Below are 24895 nucleotides of genomic sequence, written 5' to 3'. Positions count from 1 at the left end.
CCCCCCACTTGTAAAAATCTTTTATAGTGTTATATTAACATAAAAGCAGGACGCAAGTCCAGACCACTTTTTAGCCAATAAGACCGAAGGAGAATTTATAATGGCAAAATTTAATATCATTTCACAGTTTCTAAAAGACATTTCGTTCGAAAGCCCAAATGTACCAGAATTGTTCTTTAAGTCCGATAACGGTCAGGCTAAATTAGAAATCAATATCGATATTCAAATCAAGGGTGCAGAAAACAACTTGTTCATGGTTGATTTGATTACCAAGGTTCATTCAAAGTTAGAGCAGGGTGATAAATCAATATTCCTGATTGAATCAACATATTCAGGTCTGGTCCAGATGGAAGAAGAAAAAGACGAAGAAGCGAAAAAACGTACACTGTTGATTGATGTTCCAACATTATTGTTCCCAGCGGTTCGTGCCCTGATTACACGTTTGACATCAGAATCCGGTTTCCCAACATTTGCGATGCAGCCGGTGGACTTTGCCCAGTTATACGAACAGAAACAGGCAAAATAAATTATAATAATTCATCTAAAAACAATTCGGGCATCTCATGTAGCGTCTGTACACTACGATGCCTGATTTGTTTTTATCTAAATCATTCTAATTTATTTTCAATAAAATCTAATGGCATATCTACGGGCGGGGGCAACATCTCATGTAACTTCTGTACACTACGATGTCGCCCCTATCCCGTATCTATATCATTATCTTTTATTTTAATTTATTATAAAAAAAACCCGCCGGTTGGCGGGGTGTTTAATTTTTACAGTTTTTCAACATAGTCGATGTCGATTTCGGTGCTGAAAATGCCACGGTCAACTTCGCCATACATTTTTACTGTGTCGGTTGGTCTGATGGTCTGGCCGCGCCAATTGTCGTCATCGATTTCAACAGTAATAGAACCGGTTGAATCTTCGAACAGGTATTTTTCATCGCCCATGCGCTGGATAATTTTGCCCTGGATAATAACAGGTACATCGTCGCGCATTTCGTTTACTTGTTTTACAGTGACGATTGTTTCGGCGCCGCTAACAAAACCACCACGTGCGTTTGTCGCAGTTGCCGCCGGTGCGTCAGGGCCTGCAAATTCAGCGGATGCCGCGCCCGCAAATAAAACGCCGATTAATGCAAATAAAGAAGTCTTTTTCATATTTGTCCCCTTTGATTTTATTGTTTGTATTTAAATTATATCATATGGATTGTGGCAGTTGTCTAGGATTTTTTGGCATTTTTTATTGCACGTAATAATCACTTGATTTTTATTTCATTTATTATATAATCGTTGGGCTTTGAATTTGTTGCGGGCATAGTACAAAGGCTAGTATGCAAGCCTTCCAAGCTTGAAATGCGGGTTCGATTCCCGCTGCCCGCACCACACTTCGCCAGAGCTTCGTGTGGCAAGCCACAAACAAGAGCATGTGGCGAATAAGTTCGGGCGTGCGCCGGAGTTGGAGAGCCGGGGCAGACTGTAAATCTGTTGGCTTAAGCCTGAGCTGGTTCGAATCCAGCCACTCCCACCAGAAATAAAAATACCCCCGAATGGGGGTGTTTTTATTTTGGTATGGTGGGGTGGCTGGATACGCCAGAGCGTCAGCCACCACGCCAGTGTTTGCCACAAAAAACCGACCATTTGGTCGGTGTGTCATTATCGTGTCATTTCGTCCAGCGTGCGAAGCATTGAATCAATTGCATCGGTGGTGGATTTGATGCCTTCTTGGACGGATTGGTTCATCGTTCCTGTCATCAACATTAAATTGCGCTGTTGTTCCAATGCTGTTTTTGGGGTGTCAAATACAAAAGTGTCCAGTAATTTTGATTGACCTTCTATCATTTGGGATACGATGTTTACACCCTCGTTAAATCCAGGGCCCAGTTTTTTAGTTTTTGATTTCGCAACAATGCGTTTTAATTCACTGGCGCGTTTTGCCAGTTCGGCCTGTGCGGTGTTAACGCGGTCGTTCACAATATCTTCCATGGTAAATCCTTTTGTTTGTTTTAGATTATATCACGATTTTGCAGAAATATCAATCTTCGTACACTTCGTATTCATCGATAAAACTGCGGGATACGCTTTCCAATTTTACCGGGGTAAAGTTCTGGGTTTGGATGGCGTCGCTGTCATCTTCGGGTAATATGGCGACAATTTCACTTTTTTGCACCATTGGGGAAATGGTGATGTTTGTGCCGATGGTTTTGCTGCGATAACTGGACGCAAGGCGTTCGGGCAGACGGATGTAGTTGTCTGGGTCAATGCCGGGCGTTTGTAAATCCATTGCGGGGGCCGGTGTTATGTGACGCTGTTCGATATTATACAGTGGTGACATGAAATCAGACGGGGCGGGTTTGATTTCACGTGGTGTGCCAGATCCATCCAGTTCAACAATACGCAGTGCGCGTTCAGATGCGCCGGTTGGTTGCATACGGAACAGGCCGTCTGTGCCCATATAGCCACTGGGGTCTAATAAATAGGCGGCGGTTGATTTATCAGAATATATCATGCCAATTGCCATGTTGGTGGCGTCGTATCCAAATGTCGCCAGGCGATTTGGCATATCCCCAGAAATCTGTTGATAAAGATTTGTAAATTCAGGATTAATGTCGGGCATAGTTGCAAATTTTGCGCCCATCATTGTTGTGTCATATGCAATGTCAGAACCGTCCCACATCGTTGTGCCATAGAAACGTGCGTCGCGTGCGGGTACGTCAAAATAGCGCAGATATGACGCCAGTGATTTTGTATCGTCGCCATTGCCAAGGAATAACACTGCATCATATGGTATGCGACCGATTGTGTCGACACGTTCTAATTTTTCCAGTTGGGTATTTAAATTTGACTTTTCAACAATGGTCAGACGTTCGTTTGTTAATATGTCGGATAAAACCTGGCGGGCACGGGTGTGGGCCATGGTGCGTGCGTTATGCATAGATGCAGCAGATGCCGCGTTCTTGATTGAATCAGGATTGCCAGATTCATAATAGAATATGCCCGCCAATGGTAATTCGTAAATTTCCGCTGCATTTTTTGCGGTTCCAGCCATCAGACGACCAGATTCTGAATCAGGGGCAAGTATAATAAATTGTTTAACATCATCGGATTTCATTTCGCGTACAATCGTTTCAACGCCGTTTGTTGGCATTAAATTCATTGTCATTAATCCGTTGCCCAGGGCGTCTGCGTCCGATGTAAATGACAGTGCCGGCAGGTGTTCAGGCTTGGTATCGCGCAGAGTTTTTGCATCAGATGAAAATACAGGGCCGATGATAATCTCAGGTTTTTTGGCCAGTGCGTTGTTAATGGTTTCGGTTGTGTTGTCGGCCGTGTCATAGAAAGATACCGTCAGGTTTTTTGGCGCGTTCTGCAATACCGCCATTTCAACAGATGTGCGGATTGTTTTGCCGACCGCGGCGTTGTCGCCCGATAGGGGCAGTAATACCGCCATACGGTGCGTGTCGGTTGATGTGTCGTTTGTGCCATAACCGTCGGACAGTGTGCCGTACATTTGGGATGGTGTGCCGGCCTGCATGTTTTCATATTCGTCAAACCAATCGACCGATGGTGCGGTTGTGTCCGGACCTGTGCATCCCGCCAGGATTAAAAGTGTCGTGATATATCCAAAAAATCTGTTTATATACATTGAAAAATCCATTTTATTTTGTATCATTTTACTATAAAAGGATTACGAATGCAAACGGGGCTTTATGTTGTTGGGACGCCAATTGGAAATTTGTCAGATATGTCGCCGCGCGCGATAGATGTTTTACAAAATGTTGATTTAATCGCTGCCGAAGATACACGCGTATTTGGCAAGTTGGCGGCGCACTTTGATATCAAGACGAAACGTGTTTCATGTCATGAACATAATGAACGCGATGTTGTGGGTGATTTAATCCAAAAAATTCAAAATGGTATGTCGGTGGCGTGTGTGTCTGACGCGGGTATGCCGGGGATATCGGACCCAGGGTTTCGTTTGGTGCGTGCGGCGCGCGCGGCGGGTGTGCCGGTGTTTGTTGTGCCGGGGCCGGTGGCGTGTATATCGGCACTGGTGTTAAGTGGGTTTCCAACAGACAGATTTACGTTCTGTGGTTTCTTTGATGAAAAGAAATTGCGCGATGACAACAAAATTCCGCATACTATCATTTACTATGAAAGTCCAAATCGTGTTATGGCGACAATTGCCGCAATGGCGCGTGTAATGCCAGAACGCAAAATTGCAATTGTGCGCGAAATTACCAAAATTCATGAAGAGGCGATTATCGGCTATCCGGCAGAATTGGTGAATATTGCGCCACCGCGTGGGGAAATTGTTATTGTGGTTGCACCACGGCCAGAAATAAAAATGAGTGACGCGCAGATTTCAGAAATTGTAAATGATATTGCGGCGACATCTATGAAATCGGCGGCGGCTGATTTGGCGGCGCGTACCGGGATTTCAAAAAAAGAAGCCTATAAACGTTTATTAGACAAAGGTGGGGCAGATGATTAAATTTGTAGGCAGTTTTGAAACAGTTAAATCTTTGCCAAATACGCATTTTGCAGAGTATGCGTTTATCGGGCGCAGTAATGTGGGAAAATCATCATTGATTAATGCGGTTGTGGGTGCGCCGGTGGCGCGTACGTCAAATACGCCGGGGCGGACGCAAAGTCTGAATTTGTTTAATCTGGATGACCGGGTGATGATTGTGGATTTGCCAGGTTATGGTTATGCCAAGGTGTCAAAAGTTGATGCGATGCGGTGGTTGAAACGATTGGAAGAATATCTGGTGACGCGACGACAGTTGAAACGCTTGTTCATCTTGATTGATTCGCGAATTGGGGTGAAAAATGCCGATTTAGATTTGATGGATTTCTGTGATGCGAATGCGATTGCATATCAAATCGTTTATACGAAAAAGGATAAAAAAGTACGCGAAGAAAAACAGTTGGAAATAAAGCATACCGATCATGGGGCGATGTTGCCGGAAATTCTGATGACATCGGCAGAAAAGAAAACAGGTCTGGATGCAATAAGGGAAACACTTGGCATTAAATAACAATATCTTTTATGCGACAAATCCGGCGCGGATGGCGGATGCGCTGTGGCGTGTTATGGTGGAATCTGGGGTGGATGTGGCAGACATGCTGATATTTCTGCCCAGTCGGCGCGCTGTGCGCACGGTCGAAAAAATGATTGCGGAACGGTCGGGTGGGGTGGCAATTTTGCCACGTTTGGTTGCACTGGGCGAAGGGGTGGACGAAGATGCAGATGATACAGAAAATTCCCCGGATATTATTTTAAATGTTGAACGTGTTGCGATTTTAACCCGATTGTTGGCGGCGGACGCAAATGTGGGAAATTTGACGACCGCATTGTCTGTGGCCCATGATTTGGTGCGTATGCAGGACTATATGGAAAACGAAGGGGTGGATGCAGCAACAATAGATTGGGCGTCGTTGGTTGATGAAAAATATGCCACACATTTTCAAAGCAAGGCAAAAATCCTGGGGATTTTGTCAGGATTTATGGATAAGTATGCGGGGGGGCGAATTACGGCGGTTGCGGCGCGAAATCGCGATATTCATGCATGGGCAAATCAACTGGATAAATATAAATTGGTGATTGTCTGCGCATCAACCGCCAGTGTGCCCGCCACAGCCGATTTGATGGAATCTGTTGCACGCGCGCCACATGGGCGGATTATCCTGTCGGGGAAAATTGCGGGGCGCGTGGAAGACTTTGAATTAGATACAAATCCGTACAATGCGGAATATAAGTTCTTGTCACGCCTGGGGTTAGGGGCGGGGGATGTTCGGCCAATTGATGTTGGGGCGTCAAAAATAGATTTTATGAATTATGCATTTGGGAATGATTGTGCGGCATGTGATATAGATGCGGATTTATCAAACTGTCACCTGGTCACTGTTCCACGTGAAGGGGTTGAGGCAGACGTGGTTGCGGAAATTGCCGCGCGTGCCGTTGCGCAGAATAAATCTGTGTTGGTGATAACGCCGGATGCGGCGGGAAACCAGCGTATTGCGGCGGCATTGCGTGCACGTGGTGTGGATGCAGATTTTTCAGGTGGTGTGCCCGGCACGATGACGGCACAGGGGCGGGCGATTCTGAATTTATTAGATACATGGATTGAACAAAAATCAAATGCGTTTGATAAAATCTATGCCGAAAATAATCATGATTTATTTAATACAATTGCGATGATTGTGGATTTGTATATGCCACAGTTTCAGCCACAATTTGTCGCGGATGATAATGTGGAAATTTGGTTGGCGTTGCGCGATATGTCAAATGCACTGAATGTGGCAGGGATAGATTTAACATTGTCGGATGCGCGCACGTTTGTTGGAGATGCGTTGTCGGGCGTGTCGGTACGTGGTGCAATGCGTGATGGGGCAGACGTGGTTGTGCTGGGGACAATTGAATCGCGTATGCAGACGGCGGATGTTGTGATTTTGACGGGGCTGAACGAAGGGATGTTTCCATCGCGCGGGTATGAAAATGCGTGGTTGCCACGTGTGGTGGCGGAAAAAATTGGGTTGCCATCACCAAATCGCAAAGTGTCCCTGCAGGCGCTGGATTTTATGAATCTGTCGTGTGGAAAGTGTGTGTATTGGTTGCGGTCGGGTGTGTCCGGCGGTGTTCAGACAACAGAATCGCGTTTTATATCACGCGTGATTGCGCGACGGGGTGTGTTTAATCGGGATACAGAAATTTTGGATGCGGTTTTGGCGCGTGATGATGTGCCGTATAGGCCGCTGGATTATTCTGCGCCTGTGCCACCCGCCGATTGGTCGGATGTATATGTGACAGAGTTAGAACATTTGATTCATAATCCGTATTCATTTTATGTGCGACATATTTTGCGGTTGCGGGTGTTGGATGATTATTGGGTTGGGGTTGATGCGCGTGATTTTGGAAATCTGGTTCACGATGTGATTGAACATGCGACGGATTTGCGCCCGGACGTATTGGTCGCAGAAATGGATCGGCGGGCGTTGGAAAAATTGGGCGCGGGCAGTGTGATATTTCATTTCTGGCATAAGCGGTTCTTGGAAATTGCGCCGGTTATTGCCAATGAATTGACAAGCGTTCAAAATGCGTATGCGGAAATTGGTGGGTGCGTTAAAATTGCGGGACGCAATGTGCGTGCGCGCGCAGATCGCATATGGGATGGTGGGGTTATGGATGTTAAGACCGGTGCCGCACCATCAAAAAGCCAGTTAGAGCAGGGCAATATGCCACAATTACCGTTGGAGGCGTATATTTTACAGTCGGGCGGTTTTCCAATTCAGACAACATCATTGTCGCGTGCGCCGATTATGCGGTTTTTACAACTGAAAAACAATGACGCGCGGGTGATTGAATATGACGCGGAACAAACCGCCCAAATGATGCGTATGGCGGTCGATAAGACAACAGAATTGTTTAATATCTATTCAGCGGGCGCGGCTGCATATGAATATCGCGAAACAGGTGACCAGAAATACAAGGTGTATGATGATTTAGCCCGCATTAAAGATTAAAAATAAAATCTAATGGCATATCTATGGGCGGGGGTGACATCTCATGTAGCGTTTGTACACTACGATGTCGCCCCCATCCCATATCTATACCATTATCTTTAATTTTATAAAATCCAATGGCATATCTGCTTGTGGTCGGTTCGCTCATGTAACTTCTGTACACTACGCTTGCCGACCACGGCGCATCTATACCATTATCTTTTATTTTTTTCGCAATCGGTTCGCGGTGTTGCGATTTGAACTATTTTAATTCCAGCATCAATCCACAATGATCGGTGGGTTTAGAGGCTAGGCGTGGTTCGATATCGATTTCGCAATTCTTAATCATTTTTGCCGCTGTTTTATTGCACAGGAAATAATCCAGGCGCAGGCCCTGTTTATTACCAACGGTGTCGCGGCCACGATATCCGTACCATGTGTAATCAATGTCATTTGGGTGCAGGGCGCGCCATGCGTCAACCCAGCCCGCGTTCAACCAATCGTTCATTATGGCGCGCGCCGCCGGGGCAGAAATGGCGATGCCTTCGTAATTTTTTGGTTTCCAGATGTCGCGGTCTTCGATTGCGACATTAAAGTCGCCGCCGATTATAACGGGTTCTGGGGAATCCAAGTATTGGGAAATATAGTCCGTGAATGCGCGCATCCATTCCAATTTATATGGAAATTTTGGTGAATCCACAGTGTCGCCATTTGGCATATATGTGTTGATAACACGCACGCGACCATCAATCACGCATTCAAGAAAACGGGCGTTTGGATCGGCATAATTTGGCATGCCAAGTATGGTGTCTTCGATTGAATATTTAGAAAAAATCGCAACGCCGTTCCAGGATTTTTGGCCAAAAACCTTGACATTATAGCCAAATTCATCGAGCAACATGTAGGGAAAATTGGCGGTTTCAACCTTTAATTCCTGGACCAGGATTGTGTCGTATTCGCCACCACGCAGGATGTCGATAAAACTTTCAATATGTGCACGGATAGAATTGATATTTAGGGTCAAGATTTTCATGTTTGCTTTCCTTTTTTTCATGAGTATAATATCCGTGTCCAATATAAAAAACAACAAGGAATTTTATAACATGAATATGTATCAGTTGTTAGAACGCGCCGCGCAAACATGGCCAGATAATCTGTATCTGGTGCGCGAAGGCGTTTCGTATAAAGACTTTGTCGGTTTGGTCAAGGCGCGTGCCGCCAGCCTGGATAAAGCCGGTGTAAAAAAGGGTGATGTGGTTGGTATCTTGTCGCACAATATCCCAGAATTTCCAATCACGCTGTTTGCGATTTGGTATTTGGGTGGGACGGTGTTGTTGCTGGATACAAATCTGACCCCGTACGAATATGACAATATGGCGACAATCACAAATTGTAAGGTGGTTTGTTCGGAAAAATCGTTCCAGTACAAAACAGATAAATTTAAATTCTATGATATTACCAAAAAAGACGGCAAGATTGATCCGGATTTAAAGCCGGCGGCGGTGGAATCGCTGGATATTGCGACAATGTCATTCACGTCGGGTTCAACAGGTGTGCCCAAGGTTGTGCCATTGACACACTTTAATATTATTGAATGCGCGAATTCTTTGGAATCAATGGCCGAATGGATTAAAGAGGGGGATATTCTGTATGGATTCCTGCCGATGTATCACGTGTTTGGGTTTGGGGTTGAAATCCTGGCGACAATTCACTTTGGTGCGGGCGTGTTGTTACAGCCAACCGTTAATCCAAAGGAAATTATGGCGGACTTTAAAAAATTCCGTCCCCAGGTTATTCCGGCGGTGCCACGTCTGTGGGAAGTGTTCCGTAACAAAATTATCGACAATGTCAAGGCCCAGAAAAAATGGTGGCTGGTATCATTTGTTTTGAAGTATGGCAAGGTGTTACAGAAAATTGGCCTGGGCGCATTGGTGCGCAAGGTGCAAAAACCAATCTTGGATGTGTTTGGGGGACGCGCGCGTCTGTTAATCGCAGGTGGTGCGGCGACCAAGCCAGAGGTTGAAACATTCTATGAACGTTTGGGATTGACCTTTATCCAGGGGTATGGATTGACAGAAACAGTTGGACCAATCTGTATTTCAAAACCAACCAAGAAACGTTTCCCGTTTGCGTTCGGTGGACCAACACTGAATAATGAATGCGAAATTCGTGATAAAAACGAAGACGGTGTTGGTGTTCTGTGGTTGCGCGGTCACCAGGTGTTTGGTGGTTATCTGAATAACGAAGAAGCGAACAAAGAGATATTCGATGAACGCGGATTCTTTAATACAGGTGATATGGTGACGATGGATAAAAACGGTGAATTGCACTTTGCGGGCCGCAAAAAGCAGGTTATCGTTTTGGACAGTGGTAAAAACGTTTATCCAGACGAACTGGAAGGGATGTATATCACAATTCCAGGCGTCAAGAACGTTGCCGTATTTGAACACAAGGTCAAAGATAAAACTGTTACATATGCGGTGTTCAGTGTCGAAGATGGTGTAACAATTGACCAAATTGGCGCAGCGGTTGCAGCGGAAAATAAAAAGGTTGCCAGTTACAAGTGGGTGACACATTTCGCCATCACAACCGAAGATTTACCATTGACCAGCACGCAAAAGGTTAAACACCATGTCGTGCGTCAGAATCTGATTGAGGGTAAATACCCAGACCGCCATGAATAAAAATCCCGCCATTTGGCGGGATTTTTATTCATTGTGTTTGTGTGTAAGGGTGGGGCTATTTCCCCAGGCACAGTTGGCCAAATGTTTTATCCAGAACTTCGGTCGCGGTGATTGTGCCCAATATTTTGCCAATCGCGTCTGCGGCGCGGCGCGTATGTTCGGCAAATATGTCATAGTTGTCGGTTGCCGATAGTGCCATGCCCAATTCATCGCGGGCGGATTCCAGTAATGATTTTGTGCGCGCGTTTATTGTCAGGCTGTTTTCTGCGCCATCCATTATTTCGTGAATTTTTGCGCGCAGTTCGTTCATAAATTTATCCATCCCATCGCCGGTTTTGGCAGATATACACAAACAGTTTGCAGAGTTCAGAGTGCAGAGTTCAGATTTTGATAATAAATCTGATTTGTTGATTATAATGATTTCATTATCACTACCCCGTCGCATTTGCGACACATCTGCGCTAGACGAAGGGGAATAAATACGTAGAATTATATCCGCATTTTCGATTTCAGATTTTGTGCGTTCGATGCCGATTGATTCAATTTCGTCATCTGTTTCGCGCAGGCCCGCCGTATCAGACAGGTTGATTAAATATCCGTCTATGTCCAGGTTAATTGATACGACATCACGTGTGGTGCCGGCAATATCGGACACAATTGCACGGTTAGACCCCGCCAGGTAATTAAATATTGATGATTTCCCGACATTTGTTTCGCCGACCAATGCGACATTAATACCACCACGAATTGCGCGCGATGTGTGATAATTATTCAGGGCTGTGTCGATTTCATTGTATAATTTTTCTGTGCGTGTGTGAATTGTTTCGCCAATGTTCGCGGGCAGGTCGTCGGAACTGTAATCCAGGATTGCCGCCGCATACGCAGAAATTTCAACCATCTGATCGCGCCAGGTGCTGTAAATTTCGCTGTCGCGGCCCAGCATGGATTTTAATGCGTGTTTGCGCTGGACATCCGTTTGTGCATCCAGTAATGCCGCCAGGCCATCAACATCTGCCAAGTCCATTTTATTGTTATAAAATGCGCGACGTGAAAATTCACCCGGGGTCGCCATGCGCATGCCCAATGTTTTCAGGTATTCAAATGTCGCGTTAATTGTGGCCGGTGCGCCGTGCGTGTGTAATTCGATAATATCCGTGCCGGTAAAACTGTTCGGGGCGGGAAAATATATCGCCAGGCATTGGTCAATTAAATCACCCGCGGTGTCCGTCAGATTACAAAAGTATGCGTGGCGGGGGACAAATTCCGATTTGTTTATGAATTTGGAAAAAATATTGCGTAAATTGTCGCCCGATATGCGAATTACCGCAACGCCGGATTTCCCATGCCCAGATGATAGTGCGAAAATTGTGTCGTTATTATTCATGTTATTTGTTTCCGCTGATTTCTTTTAATGCCATGGGGACCAGTTTGGATACGTCCGCCGTTGGGTTTTGGTTTACCAGTTTTTGCGCCATTTCAATTATGTCCAGACGGCGATAGCCCAATGATTCCAATGCCATCAGCAAATCAGGCAGGGCAGATGATGCAGATGTGGTTGTGCCCGCGTCTGGGGCAAACAGTGTTGCCGATACGCCACCGATTTTATTCTTTAATTCAACAATGATTTTTTCCGCCATCTTTTTACCAACGCCCGGGGCCGTCGCAATTGTTTTTGCGTCACCAGTCGCAATCGCAGACATTAATGTGTCGGAATTTATTGTGCCAAGTATGGCCAGGGCAACCTTAGGCCCGACGCCTGACACCGCCGTTAACATGTTAAACAGGTTTTGACCGTTTAGGGTCGTAAAACCAAACAGGCGGATGGAATCTTCGCGGACAACCGTTTCAATCCACAGTTCAACCGTGCTTTTGTGTGTCAGGTATTCGGCGGTGAATACTTTGTACCCAACACCGTTCACCAATAAAATTACAAATCCGTCGCCGATATAGTCAACTATGCCTTGCAATTTGCCAATCATTTGTTATCCTTTTGGGGTAATTTTAATCTAAATAAATAAAAAGGTCAAATATGAGTGGACACAGTAAATGGCACAATATTCAGCATAAAAAGGGCGCAGCCGACGCAGCACGCAGTGGGCTGTTTACAAAACTGGCGCGTGAAATTACCATGGCGGCAAAGTTGGGTGATAAAAATCCAGATAACAATCCACGCCTGCGTTTGGCGATTTTAACCGCGCGCAAGAATTCTATGCCGAACGACAATATCAAACGCGCAATTGACAAGGCATCGGGTTCAAATACAGAAAATTACGAATCTGTGCGTTATGAAGGTTATGGACCGGGTGCAGTGCCGGTGATTGTAGAGGCATTGACCGATAATCCACGTCGTACTGTGCCGGAAATTCGCAATATCTTTGGCAAAAATGGCGGAAATATGGGCGAAGAAGGTTCTGTTGTGTTCATGTTCACACGCGCAGGCCAGATTATGTACCCCGCATCAATCGGCAAAACCGAAGACGAAATGATGGAAATTATTATGGAGGCCAATGCCGATAATCTGGAAACATCCGAAGAAGGATTTATCATCACAACCAAACCAGAAGACTTTGTCAATGCACAGAAATATCTGGCCGATGTGTTGGGTGAACCAGAACAGGCAGAATTGACATGGTTGCCAAATATGCCAATGGATTTGGACGACGAAGCGTATGCGAAACTGGAAAAGTTGGTGGATGCGCTGGATGCCAATGATGATGTTCAGAAGGTGTTCACCGCCGCAGAATAAACAAAAATAATTCATCTAAAAACAAAACCGACAACTTATGTAGCTTCTGTACACTGCGTTGTCGGTTTTGTTTTTATCTAAAACATTTTTGTTTATTCTGTCTCAAGCGCAAGGGGATATTACCGATTGACTTTTTGCGGTGATGGTAATAATATTGGTGTTATGAAAATGTTTGGTTTATTCTTTACAACAACTACTACAACCCCGTTGGGGGTATAAATTCTATTGCGGTGCGTGGCACAAATTCTTATAATCAAACAGTTAATCAAATTAAAAAAATATAAAATATAAAAAGGCTTTTATTATGGCATATGATATCGAGTTAATGCGTCATTCGTTGGCACACGTGATGGCGGCGGCGGTTAAAAAATTACACCCAGATGTTAAATTCGCGGGCGGTCCGGCGATTGAAAATGGATTCTATTATGACTTTGATACGGAATATCGGTTTTCCGAAGATGATTTTGAAAAAATCGAACGGGAAATGCGTGATTTAATTAAGTCTAATGGCCGTTTTGAACAGAGAAATGTTTCGTTGGCCGAGGCCAAAGAAATCTTTGCAGACCAACCATATAAAATGGAATGGTTGAACGAATATGATGCGGCGGGCGAAGCATTGTCAATCTATACTTTCCGTGATTTTGTTGACCTGTGTCGTGGACCACACGTGGAAAGTTCCAAGGATTTACCACGCGACAGTTTCAAAATCCGCAGTGTTGCCGGTGCATACTGGAAGGGGGATTCAAAAAACAAAATGTTACAGCGTATCTATGTTGATGCGTTCGCAACACGCGAAGAATTGGATAATTTCCTGAAAATGCAGGAAGAGGCCGCCGCGCGCGATAACCGTAAATTGGGCAAGGATATGGATTTGTTCCACTTTGAGCCAGAATATGCGCCGGGGGCGGTTTTCTGGCACGACAAGGGGTACAAGATGTATCGCCGTCTGATTGAATATGTACGTGCGCGCCAAGAACGGGCAGGCTATCAGGAAATTTCAACGCCGGCCGTTATGGACAGATGTTTGTGGGAACGCAGTGGTCACTGGGCAAAGTATGGTGAACATAACTATTCAGGTAAAACCCAGGATGGCAAAGTGTTCTGTATCAAACCAATGTCATGCCCGGGTGGTATGTTGGTGTTTGGGCATGGATTGCGTTCGTACAAAGATTTACCATTGTATATGGCCGAATTTGGCAAGGTTCATCGTTATGAGGCGGCGGGCGGTTTGTCGGGTCTGATGCGTGTGCGTGAATTTACCCAGGACGATGCGCATATTTTCTGTACCGAAGAACAGTTAGAAGAAGAAGTGGTTAAAATCCTGCGCTTTATCAAAGATATTTATGGCAAGTTTGGATTTGATAAAATTACCATGAAACTGGCAACGCGCAAAGAATCAGAATTCCGTATCGGGTCGGATGAAATCTGGGACAAGGCCGAAGGCGCATTAAAGCATGCCCTGGATGCGAACGGGATTGAATATGAAATCGCCGAAGGAGATGCGGCGTTCTATGGTCCAAAGATTGATAACTATCTGCGCGATTCTATGGGGCGCGTATGGCAGTGCGGTACGGTGCAATTGGATATGAATTTGCCGGAAAGATTTGACCTGTCCTATGTCGGCGAAGATGGTGAAAAACATCGTCCGATTATGTTGCATCGTGCGATGTTGGGTTCTATTGAACGCTTTATGGGCGTATTGCTGGAATCAACGGGTGGTAATTTGCCATTATGGTTGTCGCCAGAACCGGTTGTTGTTACACCAATTTCGCAAAAACATGCCGATTACGCAAATGAAGTTGTTGAAATGTTGCGTAATGCCGGTGTGAATGCGCGCGCAGATTTGAGGGACGAAAAGGTCAACTATAAAATCCGCGAACTGTCGTTGGCCAAGACGCCAATCATTGCCGTTGTTGGTGAAAAAGAAATGGCAGACAGAAATGTCACACTGCGCAAGTTGGGGGTTGAAAAACAGGAATCAATGTCACTGGACGCATTCGTTGAAATGATGCAAGATAGTGTTAAGATGCCGTTGTAATATAATTCTGGGTGCGGATGACGCACCCAGATGCTTATAAAGAAAAGGGGGAATATATGAAAAAAATAACTTTGCTGTTTGCGCTTTGTTCTTTGACCTTTGTTTTGGCGGGATGCGCAAAACAGTGCGCGGTAGAGCCGATTGTAGAACAAAATCAGAAGTTAATTGTGCCACCAAATTTTGGAAATATGCCGAAATAGTGAGATGTGTGACAGGAGACATGAGATATGATTTTTGTGTCTTCTGTTTTTTTTTATGTTCTATTTGTTTGGTTATTGTTTTTTTTTATGATATAATATCTGTAATGAATAAGAGGGGGATTTTATCATGAATGATGATAATAGCTTGGATTTGTTAGATCTGGACGATAATGGTGCAATGGATACATTGCCAGATGCAACGCCATTTGCGGTGCCACGTCCAAAAAAACCATGGTTGCTGTTAAGTGTTGGCTTGGTTGTTATCGTGCTGGCAACTTATGTTATCATTCGTGCGATTGGTGATGAATCTTCGTCTTCGATAGAAGTGGATTTGGACGCGCCGGTTGTTGTAGATGCGGGACAGGGCGCAGATATGAATGTTATGCCACCAGTACAGCCTGTTCAGGCGCAACCACAGCCGGTTCAGGTTCAACCACAACCGGTTGCACAACCACAGCCAAAACCACAGCCGGTTGTACAGCCACAACCAGTGGCAGCAACGGCGGGCGTGCCGGTTCGCGTCGTAGAAGAACGCAAAGAAGTTAAGTTTAATCCGACTGCAGAATCAAAGCCTGTGGCACAACCAAAACCTGCGGCAAAGCCAGCAGCAAAGCCGGTTGCCAAGGCGGCAGCAAAACCTGCGGCAAAGCCTGTGGCAAAGACAGTTGCCAAACCTGTGGCGGGGGCGTGGTATGTTCAATTTGGCTCGTACAGCACGCGTGCATTGGCGGAAAGCGCCCAGCGTCAGATTCAGAACGCACACAAAAGTTTGTTTGATGGGCAGCAGTTTGTAATCTTGGCGGCACAGTTAAAAGATGGTAAAACAACATATCGTTTGCGTGTTGCGTTCAAGACGGCGGCGGATGCAAATGGGTTCTGTCGTAATGCCAAGTCTGATGGACTGGATTGCTATGTTGCGAAATAAATAGGAGTTTGAAATGTTTGGACGTTTTGGATGGGCTGAGATTCTGGTTATTGTTGTTTTGGTGGTTATTTTGTTCGGGTCGAATAAAATTCCAGGCATGATGAAAAATTTGGCGGATGGTTTGAATATTTTTAAAAAGGAAATAAAAAAGACTGCGCCAAAGCAAGAAGCGAAGCCACAGAAAAAATCTGTTGCAAAAAAAGCGCCTGTGAAAAAACACAGAAAAAGAAATAAATAAAAATCCCGCAATTGCGGGATTTTTATTTGTGTTAGTGTTTGCCACCGATTTTTGTGCGACCGCCCATTAATGGTTGCAGTTTTTTTGGGATGTTCACTGAACCGTCTGGGTTTTGGTGGTTTTCAATTACTGGTACAATTGCGCGTGGCAGGGCGATACCTGTGTTATTTAATGTTGCGCAGAATTGCAGTGTGCCGTCCGATGCGCGGTAACGTGTGTTGGTGCGGCGCGCCTGGAATGTGCCAATCGAAGAACATGAACCCAGTTCACGGTATGTGTTTTCACTGGGGAACCAGGCTTCGACGTCGTGCATTTTAACCTTGTTAAATCCCATGTCGCCGGTACATGCCGCAATTACGCGGTATGGTAATTCCAAATCATCCATTACTTCGCACAGGTTGTTTAACAAATGTTCGTGCATTTCGTCCGATTGTTCGGGGGTGCAGTAAATATACTGTTCAACCTTGTTAAACTGGTGTATGCGCACGATTCCGCGGGTGTCACGACCGGCGGCGCCGGCTTCTTTGCGGAAACAGGGGGAATAGCCCGCGTATTTAATTGGCAAATCTTTTTCGTTTAAAACTTCGTCACTGTGCAGCGAATTTAAGATGATTTCAGCCGTTCCCGCCAGGCAACGATCGGTGTCGGTTAACATAAATACATCGTTATTCATGACGGACAGGTCCGAACCCATAAAGTGGCCGGCGTTAAATATGGTCTGGGGTTTTGTAATTGATGGACAGTTTACGAATGTGAATCCGCGTGCCATCAGTTTTTGTAGAACATATGTTTGAATTGCCAGTTCCAGTTCCGCTGCTTCGCCAAACAGGGCATAGGTGCGGGTGCCACAGATTGATGCGATTTTTTCAGGTTTCCACCAACCGTTCATTTCCAACAGTTCCCATTGTGGACGTGGGGTAAAGTCAAATTCGCGTGGTGTGCCAACGCGTCTGATTTCCACGTTTTCTGTGTCGTCGCGACCAATTGGTGCGTCGTTTGAAGGGATTTGTGGAACGCGGTGTAATAAATCGTTTAACTGGGATTCTTTGTCCGCAAGTTCCGCCATATCAGCCGCGATTTCGTTCGCGATTTCGCGCGAACGCGCGATTAACGGTGCGCGGTCGGTTGCGGTTGGAATTTCGCGTGTGATTTTATTTTTTTCGGCGGTTTTTGCCTGGGTGACTGTTTTCAGTTCACGAACGCGTGCGTCCAACGCCAGGATTTCGTCTGTGTAATCTGTCATACCTTTGACCCGGCAGGCGTTTTTAACGGTTTCTGGGTTTTCACGAATAAATTTTATATCCAACATTTTCTTGTTCCTTCGATTTATCTTTGGGATATATGTTATTATGGTGCGAACAGTTTCGCAATTACAAAATCAAAAAAGTGTATGCTAAATTATTCCCCCAACGGGGATGACGAGAAAGACGAGAAAAATACAAAACTGAATTTCATATCACTTTAATTATAAATCTTTTTTTGGGGTTGCGCAATAAATTCGTTTGCGTTGGGGGCGTTTGTTTTGTAATCTGTTTCGCGAAGGATATAGAAGGAAGGCTTTTATCATGTATGATGTTATTATTTTAGGTTCAGGGCCGGCGGGTTTGACGGCGGCGTTGTATACCGCACGTGCAAATAAAAAGACCATTGTTTTGGGTGGCGACAGACTGGGCGGCCAGATGGCGGGTATTGCAACATTGGAAAATTATCCAGGTTGGGCCGGTTCTGGGTTTGAATTGGCGGAATTTATGAAAAAACAGTGCGAAACATTTGGGGCGGTGGTTGAATTTGTTTCGGCCAAGAATATCACAGGCGATGCGGAATCAGGATACAAAGTTATATGTGATAATGGCGCGGAATATGTTGGTAAAACCATTATTATTGCCACAGGGGCAAGCCCGCGTAAGTTGGAAATCGAAGGCGCGCGTGAATTTATGGGGCGCGGTGTGTCATATTGCGCGACGTGTGATGGTTTCTTTTACAGTGGTAAAACCGTTGTTGTTATGGGGGGCGGTAATAGTGCGCTGAACGATGCGCTGTATTTGGCAGATTTGGCCAAGACGGTTAAGATTGTGTATCGTAAATCTGCGTTCACCCGGGCCGAGGCAGTTCTGCGCGAACGGGTTGAGGCACGCGATAACATAGAATGCCTGTTTAATACAGATTTGGCAAAAATTGCGGCAAAGCCAGATTCGGCCGATGGTGAATTAATTATCACGACAACCGACGGTGCGGAAATTGTTGCCGATGGTTTGTTTGTCGCCATTGGACACGAAGCGAACACAGACTATCTGACCGAAGAGGTCAAGCGCGATGCGTTGGGACGCCTGGCCCCGGATGCGTTGCCGGTGGGTATGTATGTCGCAGGGGATGTTCACAGCAATTTGAAAATGCAGATTGCGACGGCTGTGGGGACGGGGTGTAGTGCGGGGATGGACGCCATATTGTACCTGAACAAAAATTAAATCTAATGGCATATCTAAATCGGGTTGGCAATGGCTCATGTAACTTCTGTACACTACGCCATTTCCAACCCGTTTATCTATACCATTATCTTTAATTTTTTCCCCGATGCTAGGGGCTTTGTTTTGAAAGTTCTTTAATTTATTTAATTTATGCGATATTGCTTTTATAAGTTTTCCCCGATGGTCGGGGAATTTGTTTTTTATTTAGTGCGTTTGCGCTTGGTGTTTTTTTGAACTTTGGTGCGCGTTTGTTTTTTCGGCATTTCATCGTCGGTGGACATTAAATCAATGTCAATTTCACCATTCGCCAGCCCCATAATATTGTTCACATTTTTGCGCAGGTTAGGGTGACGGTCTGCGTACTGTTTTATTCCAATCAAGACCGCTGCGGTGATTATTTTTTCCAGGTCTGCGGAACTGATGTTTTCAGATACATGGCCGCGGATGCTGGATATGATGCCAGATGCGGCATTTTTCGCACGGCGGATAAAACGGTGACGGCGACGAACACGGATTATTTCGCGTATCCACATCCATATTAATAGGGCAATTAATGGAACAACAATGCAGAACAGAAAATAGCGATACCAACCGGCACAAAAACTGGATGAAAATATGGAATCGCAAAGACGTTGAAAATGCAGAAACGATACTGCGATAATTTCGTATATTGCAATTGATGTAAAACAAATTTTTGATTTTAGTAACATGATGTGGACTCTCCTCTGGTTATTTATATGGTATATAAATCGCAGGGAATAGTCACCAGGTATGAATTCCGTAAAAAATCCCGCGGAATGTGCGGGATTATTTTTTTCCGAAATGTTTTTTTAATATTTCATATGCGGTGGAAATGCGCGCAAATTCATTTGCGGCGTTTTGCTTGTCCGTGGCGGTGTCTGGGTGGTATTTTTTTGCCAGGGCGCGGTATTTTGTGCCAACTTCGCGCCAGGTGGCCGATATCCCCAGGTCGAATACACGAAGGGCCGATACAACATTTGTTGGTAATTTACTGCGTGCGGGCATTTTGTCGAATTTGCTGCGCCCGGTTATAAAATCGTTGATGAATTTGGCATAGTCGGATGCGTCGGCGCGTGCGGTTTCTTTGTCGCGCAGGGCGGCGCCAAAAGTTTGTCGTTCCCAGTCCGCTTCGATTTCATCAGGGGTCATGTCTGCGTAATAATTCCAGTTTTTATTATATTCTGCCGCGTGTTCTTGGCAGAAAAACCAATAGTCACGTAAATCACGTGATTTTGGGGCGCGGCATGTGCCGGCCTTGGTGCAACCTGGTTTATCGCATTTTTTTATCATTATTTATACCTTTATTTTTTTGCCAGGGGGTGGTGCGCCACAATTGTTTCGCATAATTTTTCCGGCATGATGTGTGTGTAAATCTGGGTGGTGGAAATATCTTCGTGGCCCAGCATTGTTTGTATCGCGCGCAGGTTTGCGCCACCCGCCAACAGGTGCGATGCAAATGAATGACGCAGGACGTGTGGACTGACCCGGGATGGGTCGATGCCAGCCAGAACAGCGCACTTTTTTAGAATCTTGAAAAATCCATCGCGGGTAATGTGGCCGAATTTACCGTTGGACGGAAATACATATTTAGAATCGTTTTCGCCACGTGCGTCCAGCCATTTGTTTAGTGCATGAATCGCCGCGTCGTGCATAGGGACCAAGCGTTCTTTGGCACCTTTGCCATGAATTAACAGTTTGTCGCCCAAAACACCCGTCATTGGTAATTCGCACAATTCGGATACGCGCAGGCCTGATGCATACAATAATTCAATCATTGCGCGCAGGCGTATGGATGTCTTGATATCGCCGGCACTGGAAATAAGCAATTCAATTTCATCAATTGATAAAAACTTGGGCAGGGTACGATTGCGTTTGGGCAATTCAAGATTTGCGGTTGGGTTGTGGGAAATAATTTTTTCCATCATTAAAAATTTATAAAATCCACGCAGGGCTGATGCCTTGCGCGCGATGGATGATGGTTTGTCAGGTAATGACGACAGGTATTTTTGTACCGCGTCTGCGTCCGCCGACATTAAACCACCCACAATAGCGTCATTTGCCAGACGCAGGTCAGATTCGTATCCCGCCAGGGTTTTTGTGCTGCGACCGCGTTCGGCCGACAGTGCTTCTAAGAATATATCAATATAGTTCATTTAGGGATATACCACGATTTCAGTCATATGCTGGGTTGGGGCAAATGATATAATCATCAGCACAATCAATATGGCGATAAGTATCCACATTAAAATGCGTGGAATTTTGGAATTCTTGTTCTTTTTTAATGGCATGTGTGTTCCCCGTCTGTTTATATTGTGTCAAAACTGTTGATGAATATGCCAGCACCTGCGATGATAATCAGTGGTGGGGCAATGATGGATAATATGGGGGGCAATGCGCCCGTTGCACCCAAAGCATTAAACATGTTCGTCAGAAAATAAACACCAAAGCATGTGATAATCCCCAGACTGAATTTAATGCCAAAACTGTAATTGCGACGTTGCTTGGTCTGGGAAAAGGCGACGCCCAGTGTTGCCATGGCAATCATTGTTAATGGTAAAAATAACAATGTCCACAATTGTACACGGTGGCCACGTACCGGGACACCAATTGATTCCATGCGTTTGATAAAGTCAGGCAGTTGCCAAAATGAAATCTGATCTGGTTGCAGATATCGATCTAAAACTGTTTGGGGGGTCAGCAGTGTTTGTGTTGCCCAATCGCCGCGTTCGGTTGTGCCGTCTGTGTTCCAAATGATTGCGTTGTGGGCGGACAGTCCCGTATCAGACAGGGTAATGGTGTTTGCCTGAATCCGATTAATCAGTTTGAATTGGGGTGTTTGGGTATAGACAGTTGCGTTTTCAAAAATAAGGACGCCGCCCGCCTTGTGCATGTCGCGGGCGTTCATTGTGATGAAACCTTTGTCAGATTCTTCGCGCAGCCATATGGTATTGTCAATTAACTGTAATTGGTCATGGGTGATGTTGTTTGTACTGATATTAACAGAATATGGATTAACAACAGTTGTTGCAAATACGCCAATCAAAAAAGCCCCAACCAGAAATGGTTTTGTCGACTGATATGGGGACAGGCCCGCACTGGATATAATAATATTTTCAGTCGATTTTGTCAGGTTGTATGATGTTAGCAATGTGCCCATAAATACCGCCAATGGTAAAAACATGGGTACATATTCTAATAAACGAATCCAGGATTCATATAGTGCATCAAACGCCGTTGGATTCGACGGCAGGCGTTCAACAAATGTTACCGCAAATATAATGCCGCATACGACCAGCATAACAAGACCAACGCCGGAAAAAAATCGGCGTAATAAAAAGCGGGTTAAGATATTTGTCCTGAACATATTATGTATAGTATACATGTTAATTTCATAATTGCAAAATTAAAATCATCGCGTATAATTTGCCAAGTAATTTAAAACAGGAAAGATGATATGGAAAAAAAGCCTATTTCGCGCGCGGGATTTGATGCGCTGATTAAAGAATTAAAAGATTTACAGGAAAACCAAAGACCCGAGATTTTAAAAACTGTACAGTGGGCACGTTCGCTGGGGGATTTGTCTGAAAACGCTGATTACAGTGCAGCCAAAGAGAAGCAACGTCAAATTGATGCGCGTATTCGCTTTATTGAAAATGTTATTGAAAATGCTGCGGTGATTGATGTTGATTCTTTGACTGGAAATCGTGTTGTGTTTGGTGCGCGTGTTATTGCCGAAGACGAAGATGGTAATAAAATGCAATGCCGGATATTGTCGGATATTGAATCAGATGGACGTACGGTGATTTCATGTACGTCGCCGGTTGGACGTGCAATGATTGGGCGGTGTGTTGGGGATACATGTATCGTCAAGTTGCCGGGTGGTGAAAAAGAATACGAAATTTTATCCGTTACATTCAAGGAATAGGGCACAGGAATGGCTGTACGCGTATTGCCGGATTTTCTGATTAATCAAATTGCCGCAGGTGAAGTGGTCGAACGCCCCGCCAGTGTGGTGAAAGAACTGGTGGAAAATGCACTGGATGCGGGGGCAGACCAGATTATGATTGACGTCACTGACGGTGGACGGACATTAATCAGTATTGTCGATAATGGCTCGGGGATGAGTCGCGATGATTTGTCCCGTGCGATTACGCGCCATGCAACATCAAAATTGCCAACGGATGATTTGCTGAATATAAACTATATGGGTTTCCGTGGTGAAGCGTTGCCGTCAATTGCGTCTGTGTCGGATATGGTGATTGATACGTGTAATGACGCAGATTCAAATGGTTGGCAGATTGATGCAAATACGGGCGTGGTTAAGCCGTCTGACTGGGAAAGTGGAACGCGTATTCGGGTTCAGAATTTGTTTGCAAAAACGCCTGCGCGATTAAAGTTTTTACGTGGCGACCGTGCCGAAATGATGTCTGTGCTGGATGTGGTTAAACGTTTGGCGATGTCGCGGGCGGACGTTGGGTTTGTGTTGAATAACAGATGGCGTTTTCAAAAAGATGAAGATTTGTTAAGTCGCGTTGCGTCGGTCATGGGTGATGATGTTCGGGGGCGGATGCTGGATATTGATGCGGTATCAGGCAGTAATGCAGAAATGAAATTAACTGGTTTTATATCCGAGCCAACATTGCGACGCGCATCAAGTGTAGACCAGTATTTATTTGTTAATGGGCGGCCAGTCAAAGACAAGGTGTTGGTTGGTGCGTTGCGGGCGGCGTATATGGATGTTATGCATGCGCGGGAATTTCCGCTGTGTGCGCTGTATTTAACTGTGCCGACAAATGCGGTGGATGTGAACGTGTCACCGGCCAAGACCGAAGTTCACTTTTTAGAACCAAATCATGTTCGGGCATTTATTATCAAGACTTTGCGTGACAGATTGGCGCAAACAATGGTGCAGGCAAAGCCAATGCAGAGTTCAGAGTTCAGAGCGCAGAGTGCAGATAAAGTTGTTGAGCCAGTAAGATTTGACTTTGGAATTCGGCGGGAAGTTTTCCAGGTAAGGGATAATGTTGTATTGCCGGTGGCAACACAACAGAGTTCAGAGTGCAGAGTTCAGAGTGCAGATAATGTGCCATATATAGACAATACTGTTATAAATGATTTGCCGTTGGGGCGTGTTGTTGGCCAGGTCGGCAATAAATATATTATTGCCCAGAAAGATGATAATATGGTTATAGTGGACCAGCATGCCGCCCATGAACGCATTACTTATGAAAAATTGCGTGGGCATAAAATTAAGACCCAGCCGTTGTTAACGCCAATTGTTGTTAATCTGCGTGACGTGGATGTTATGGCGATTATGTCAATTGCAGATGAATTAAAGGCGTCTGGGTTGCATGTTGGTGAATTTGGGGCGGATGCAATCGCAATATTTGAAAAGCCAGCGGATTGGGATTTAAACTGGGGTGATGTGTTGCATAATATCGCAGACGAGGTGCGCACAAATGGACATTCGTCACAATTAAATGAAAAATTGCATTTAAAGTTGGCAAATTATGCGTGCCATCATTCTGTGCGGGCAGGACAGAAACTGGACATGATTCAAATGGATGCTTTGTTGCGTGATATTGAACGAACAGAACGGGCGGGGCAATGCAATCATGGGCGACCGGTGTACAAGTTTATTCCGATGACGGAAATTGATACCTGGTTCGAACGGTTATAAAATCTTTATTTTTCCTTTACTTTTGTGGTCTGATTTACTATTGTCTGGGTATTAAAGACAAGGAGAAATTATATGGAACAGACAATCGATGTTGTTGATAGTGCTGTGCAGACAGTGCCGGCCACCCCACAAAATGGTTTCTGGGGAATGGTGTTGTATTGCGTTGTGGTGTTTGGAATTATATATCTGTTTATGGTGCGTCCGAATAAAAAACGTATGGCTGAATACCAGAAAATGCTGGATTCGTTACAGGTTGGTAATCGTGTAATGGCCGCTGGTATCTATGGTGTAATCAAAAAAATTAATGAAAAAACAATAGAAGTAGAAGTTGCCAAGGGCGTTGTTATCGAAGTGAATAAAAACGCCGTTGCGTCCGTTGAACAATAAAGG

At 45.1% G+C, this 24895-nt stretch carries 24 protein-coding genes and 2 tRNA genes; 15 read left to right on the top strand and 11 right to left on the bottom strand.

All coding sequences use genetic code 11. The annotated features are described in order from the left end of the window. Nucleotides 1-100: 100 nt before the first annotated feature. Nucleotides 101-526, top strand: a complete 426-nt coding sequence (locus E7008_03440; GenBank protein ID MBE6456971.1) for a protein-export chaperone SecB — start codon at nucleotides 101-103, stop codon at nucleotides 524-526. Nucleotides 527-776: 250 nt separating this feature from the next. Here the strand turns inward: E7008_03440 and E7008_03435 are convergent, their stop codons facing one another. Further along, on the bottom strand, nucleotides 777-1163 hold the full coding sequence (locus E7008_03435) for a NirD/YgiW/YdeI family stress tolerance protein (protein MBE6456970.1): 387 nt from the start codon (nucleotides 1161-1163) through the stop codon (nucleotides 777-779). Nucleotides 1164-1313: 150 nt separating this feature from the next. On the opposite strand from E7008_03435, the gene E7008_03430 reads away from it, so the two are divergent. Continuing rightward, nucleotides 1314-1388, top strand: a tRNA-Gly gene (locus E7008_03430). Nucleotides 1389-1446: 58 nt separating this feature from the next. Beyond that, nucleotides 1447-1533, top strand: a tRNA-Tyr gene (locus tag E7008_03425). Nucleotides 1534-1658: 125 nt separating this feature from the next. On the opposite strand, the gene E7008_03420 is transcribed toward E7008_03425, so the two are convergent. Both E7008_03420 and E7008_03415 read right to left on the bottom strand, forming a co-directional pair. Further along, on the bottom strand, nucleotides 1659-1988 hold the full coding sequence (locus E7008_03420; protein ID MBE6456969.1) for a hypothetical protein: 330 nt from the start codon (nucleotides 1986-1988) through the stop codon (nucleotides 1659-1661). A gap of 49 nt (nucleotides 1989-2037) precedes the next feature. After that, a complete protein-coding gene (locus tag E7008_03415; protein MBE6456968.1) occupies nucleotides 2038-3675 on the bottom strand; it encodes a penicillin-binding protein activator in 1638 nt (545 codons plus the stop codon). A 21-nt stretch (nucleotides 3676-3696) separates the two neighbouring features. Here E7008_03415 and rsmI point away from each other — a divergent pair, with 21 nt between their 5' ends. Genes rsmI through E7008_03400 form a run of 3 tightly spaced genes read left to right on the top strand, consistent with a single transcriptional unit; the run spans nucleotide 3697 to nucleotide 7529 of the window. Further along, nucleotides 3697-4497, top strand: coding sequence for a 16S rRNA (cytidine(1402)-2'-O)-methyltransferase (gene rsmI, locus E7008_03410; protein MBE6456967.1), 801 nt, complete (start codon nucleotides 3697-3699; stop codon nucleotides 4495-4497). Beyond that, nucleotides 4490-5044, top strand: coding sequence for a YihA family ribosome biogenesis GTP-binding protein (locus E7008_03405; GenBank protein MBE6456966.1), 555 nt, complete (start codon nucleotides 4490-4492; stop codon nucleotides 5042-5044). Before rsmI ends, E7008_03405 begins: the two co-directional genes overlap by 8 nt. Then, nucleotides 5031-7529: a hypothetical protein gene (locus tag E7008_03400; GenBank protein ID MBE6456965.1), complete on the top strand. Its 2499-nt coding sequence runs from the start codon at nucleotides 5031-5033 to the stop codon at nucleotides 7527-7529. Before E7008_03405 ends, E7008_03400 begins: the two co-directional genes overlap by 14 nt. Before the next feature lie 241 nt (nucleotides 7530-7770). Here E7008_03400 and xth read toward each other — a convergent pair whose 3' ends face one another. Next, nucleotides 7771-8562, bottom strand: a complete 792-nt coding sequence (gene xth / locus E7008_03395; GenBank protein ID MBE6456964.1) for an exodeoxyribonuclease III — start codon at nucleotides 8560-8562, stop codon at nucleotides 7771-7773. Between xth and E7008_03390 the strand changes: the two genes are divergently transcribed. Then, nucleotides 8480-10192, top strand: coding sequence for a hypothetical protein (locus E7008_03390; GenBank protein MBE6456963.1), 1713 nt, complete (start codon nucleotides 8480-8482; stop codon nucleotides 10190-10192). The genes xth and E7008_03390 overlap by 83 nt on opposite strands. Nucleotides 10193-10247: 55 nt before the next feature. Here E7008_03390 and mnmE read toward each other — a convergent pair whose 3' ends face one another. Both mnmE and ruvA read right to left on the bottom strand, forming a co-directional pair. Continuing rightward, nucleotides 10248-11576 carry a tRNA uridine-5-carboxymethylaminomethyl(34) synthesis GTPase MnmE gene (mnmE, locus tag E7008_03385; GenBank protein ID MBE6456962.1) on the bottom strand — a complete coding sequence of 443 codons (1329 nt, stop codon included), beginning with the start codon at nucleotides 11574-11576 and terminating at the stop codon, nucleotides 10248-10250. Nucleotide 11577: 1 nt separating this feature from the next. After that, the gene (gene ruvA / locus E7008_03380) at nucleotides 11578-12171 is read right to left on the bottom strand and encodes a Holliday junction branch migration protein RuvA (GenBank protein ID MBE6456961.1); all 594 of its coding nucleotides are present in this window, start codon (nucleotides 12169-12171) and stop codon (nucleotides 11578-11580) included. Nucleotides 12172-12221: 50 nt separating this feature from the next. On the opposite strand from ruvA, the gene E7008_03375 reads away from it, so the two are divergent. The 4 genes from E7008_03375 to E7008_03360 all read left to right on the top strand — a co-directional run bounded on the left by E7008_03375 (nucleotide 12222) and on the right by E7008_03360 (nucleotide 16339). Next, nucleotides 12222-12938 carry a YebC/PmpR family DNA-binding transcriptional regulator gene (locus E7008_03375; protein MBE6456960.1) on the top strand — a complete coding sequence of 239 codons (717 nt, stop codon included), beginning with the start codon at nucleotides 12222-12224 and terminating at the stop codon, nucleotides 12936-12938. 304 nt (nucleotides 12939-13242) lie between these two features. Continuing rightward, complete coding sequence (thrS, locus tag E7008_03370; GenBank protein ID MBE6456959.1) at nucleotides 13243-14976, top strand: threonine--tRNA ligase; 1734 nt, start codon at nucleotides 13243-13245, stop codon at nucleotides 14974-14976. Nucleotides 14977-15303: 327 nt separating this feature from the next. Continuing rightward, a complete protein-coding gene (locus tag E7008_03365) occupies nucleotides 15304-16101 on the top strand; it encodes an SPOR domain-containing protein (GenBank protein ID MBE6456958.1) in 798 nt (265 codons plus the stop codon). Between the two features lie 13 nt (nucleotides 16102-16114). Next, nucleotides 16115-16339 carry a twin-arginine translocase TatA/TatE family subunit gene (locus tag E7008_03360; protein ID MBE6456957.1) on the top strand — a complete coding sequence of 75 codons (225 nt, stop codon included), beginning with the start codon at nucleotides 16115-16117 and terminating at the stop codon, nucleotides 16337-16339. A gap of 31 nt (nucleotides 16340-16370) precedes the next feature. Here E7008_03360 and serS read toward each other — a convergent pair whose 3' ends face one another. After that, nucleotides 16371-17648, bottom strand: a complete 1278-nt coding sequence (gene serS, locus E7008_03355; protein ID MBE6456956.1) for a serine--tRNA ligase — start codon at nucleotides 17646-17648, stop codon at nucleotides 16371-16373. A 256-nt stretch (nucleotides 17649-17904) separates the two neighbouring features. On the opposite strand from serS, the gene E7008_03350 reads away from it, so the two are divergent. Further along, on the top strand, nucleotides 17905-18804 hold the full coding sequence (locus E7008_03350; GenBank protein MBE6456955.1) for an FAD-binding protein: 900 nt from the start codon (nucleotides 17905-17907) through the stop codon (nucleotides 18802-18804). Nucleotides 18805-19004: 200 nt separating this feature from the next. On the opposite strand, the gene E7008_03345 is transcribed toward E7008_03350, so the two are convergent. From E7008_03345 to E7008_03330, 4 genes are all read right to left on the bottom strand, one after another. After that, nucleotides 19005-19514 carry a hypothetical protein gene (locus tag E7008_03345; protein MBE6456954.1) on the bottom strand — a complete coding sequence of 170 codons (510 nt, stop codon included), beginning with the start codon at nucleotides 19512-19514 and terminating at the stop codon, nucleotides 19005-19007. Nucleotides 19515-19611: 97 nt separating this feature from the next. Then, entirely contained in the window at nucleotides 19612-20115 is a 504-nt protein-coding gene (locus E7008_03340) for a J domain-containing protein (GenBank protein MBE6456953.1), read from the bottom strand. Nucleotides 20116-20126: 11 nt separating this feature from the next. Next, a complete protein-coding gene (locus tag E7008_03335) occupies nucleotides 20127-20978 on the bottom strand; it encodes a site-specific tyrosine recombinase XerD (GenBank protein MBE6456952.1) in 852 nt (283 codons plus the stop codon). Between the two features lie 152 nt (nucleotides 20979-21130). Next, the gene (locus tag E7008_03330) at nucleotides 21131-22207 is read right to left on the bottom strand and encodes an LptF/LptG family permease (GenBank protein ID MBE6456951.1); all 1077 of its coding nucleotides are present in this window, start codon (nucleotides 22205-22207) and stop codon (nucleotides 21131-21133) included. Between the two features lie 72 nt (nucleotides 22208-22279). Here E7008_03330 and greA point away from each other — a divergent pair, with 72 nt between their 5' ends. From greA to yajC, 3 genes are all read left to right on the top strand, one after another. Then, the gene (gene greA, locus E7008_03325) at nucleotides 22280-22750 is read left to right on the top strand and encodes a transcription elongation factor GreA (protein MBE6456950.1); all 471 of its coding nucleotides are present in this window, start codon (nucleotides 22280-22282) and stop codon (nucleotides 22748-22750) included. A gap of 9 nt (nucleotides 22751-22759) precedes the next feature. Continuing rightward, nucleotides 22760-24505, top strand: coding sequence for a DNA mismatch repair endonuclease MutL (gene mutL / locus E7008_03320; GenBank protein ID MBE6456949.1), 1746 nt, complete (start codon nucleotides 22760-22762; stop codon nucleotides 24503-24505). A 72-nt stretch (nucleotides 24506-24577) separates the two neighbouring features. After that, nucleotides 24578-24892, top strand: a complete 315-nt coding sequence (yajC, locus tag E7008_03315; GenBank protein ID MBE6456948.1) for a preprotein translocase subunit YajC — start codon at nucleotides 24578-24580, stop codon at nucleotides 24890-24892. Nucleotides 24893-24895 lie beyond the last annotated feature (3 nt).

This window comes from Alphaproteobacteria bacterium (genome assembly GCA_015062495.1).
GTDB lineage: Bacteria > Pseudomonadota > Alphaproteobacteria > Rs-D84 > Rs-D84 > Enterousia.
The sequence above is the reverse complement of the archived record's forward strand: the minus strand, read 5'-3'. Positions and strand labels throughout refer to the sequence as shown.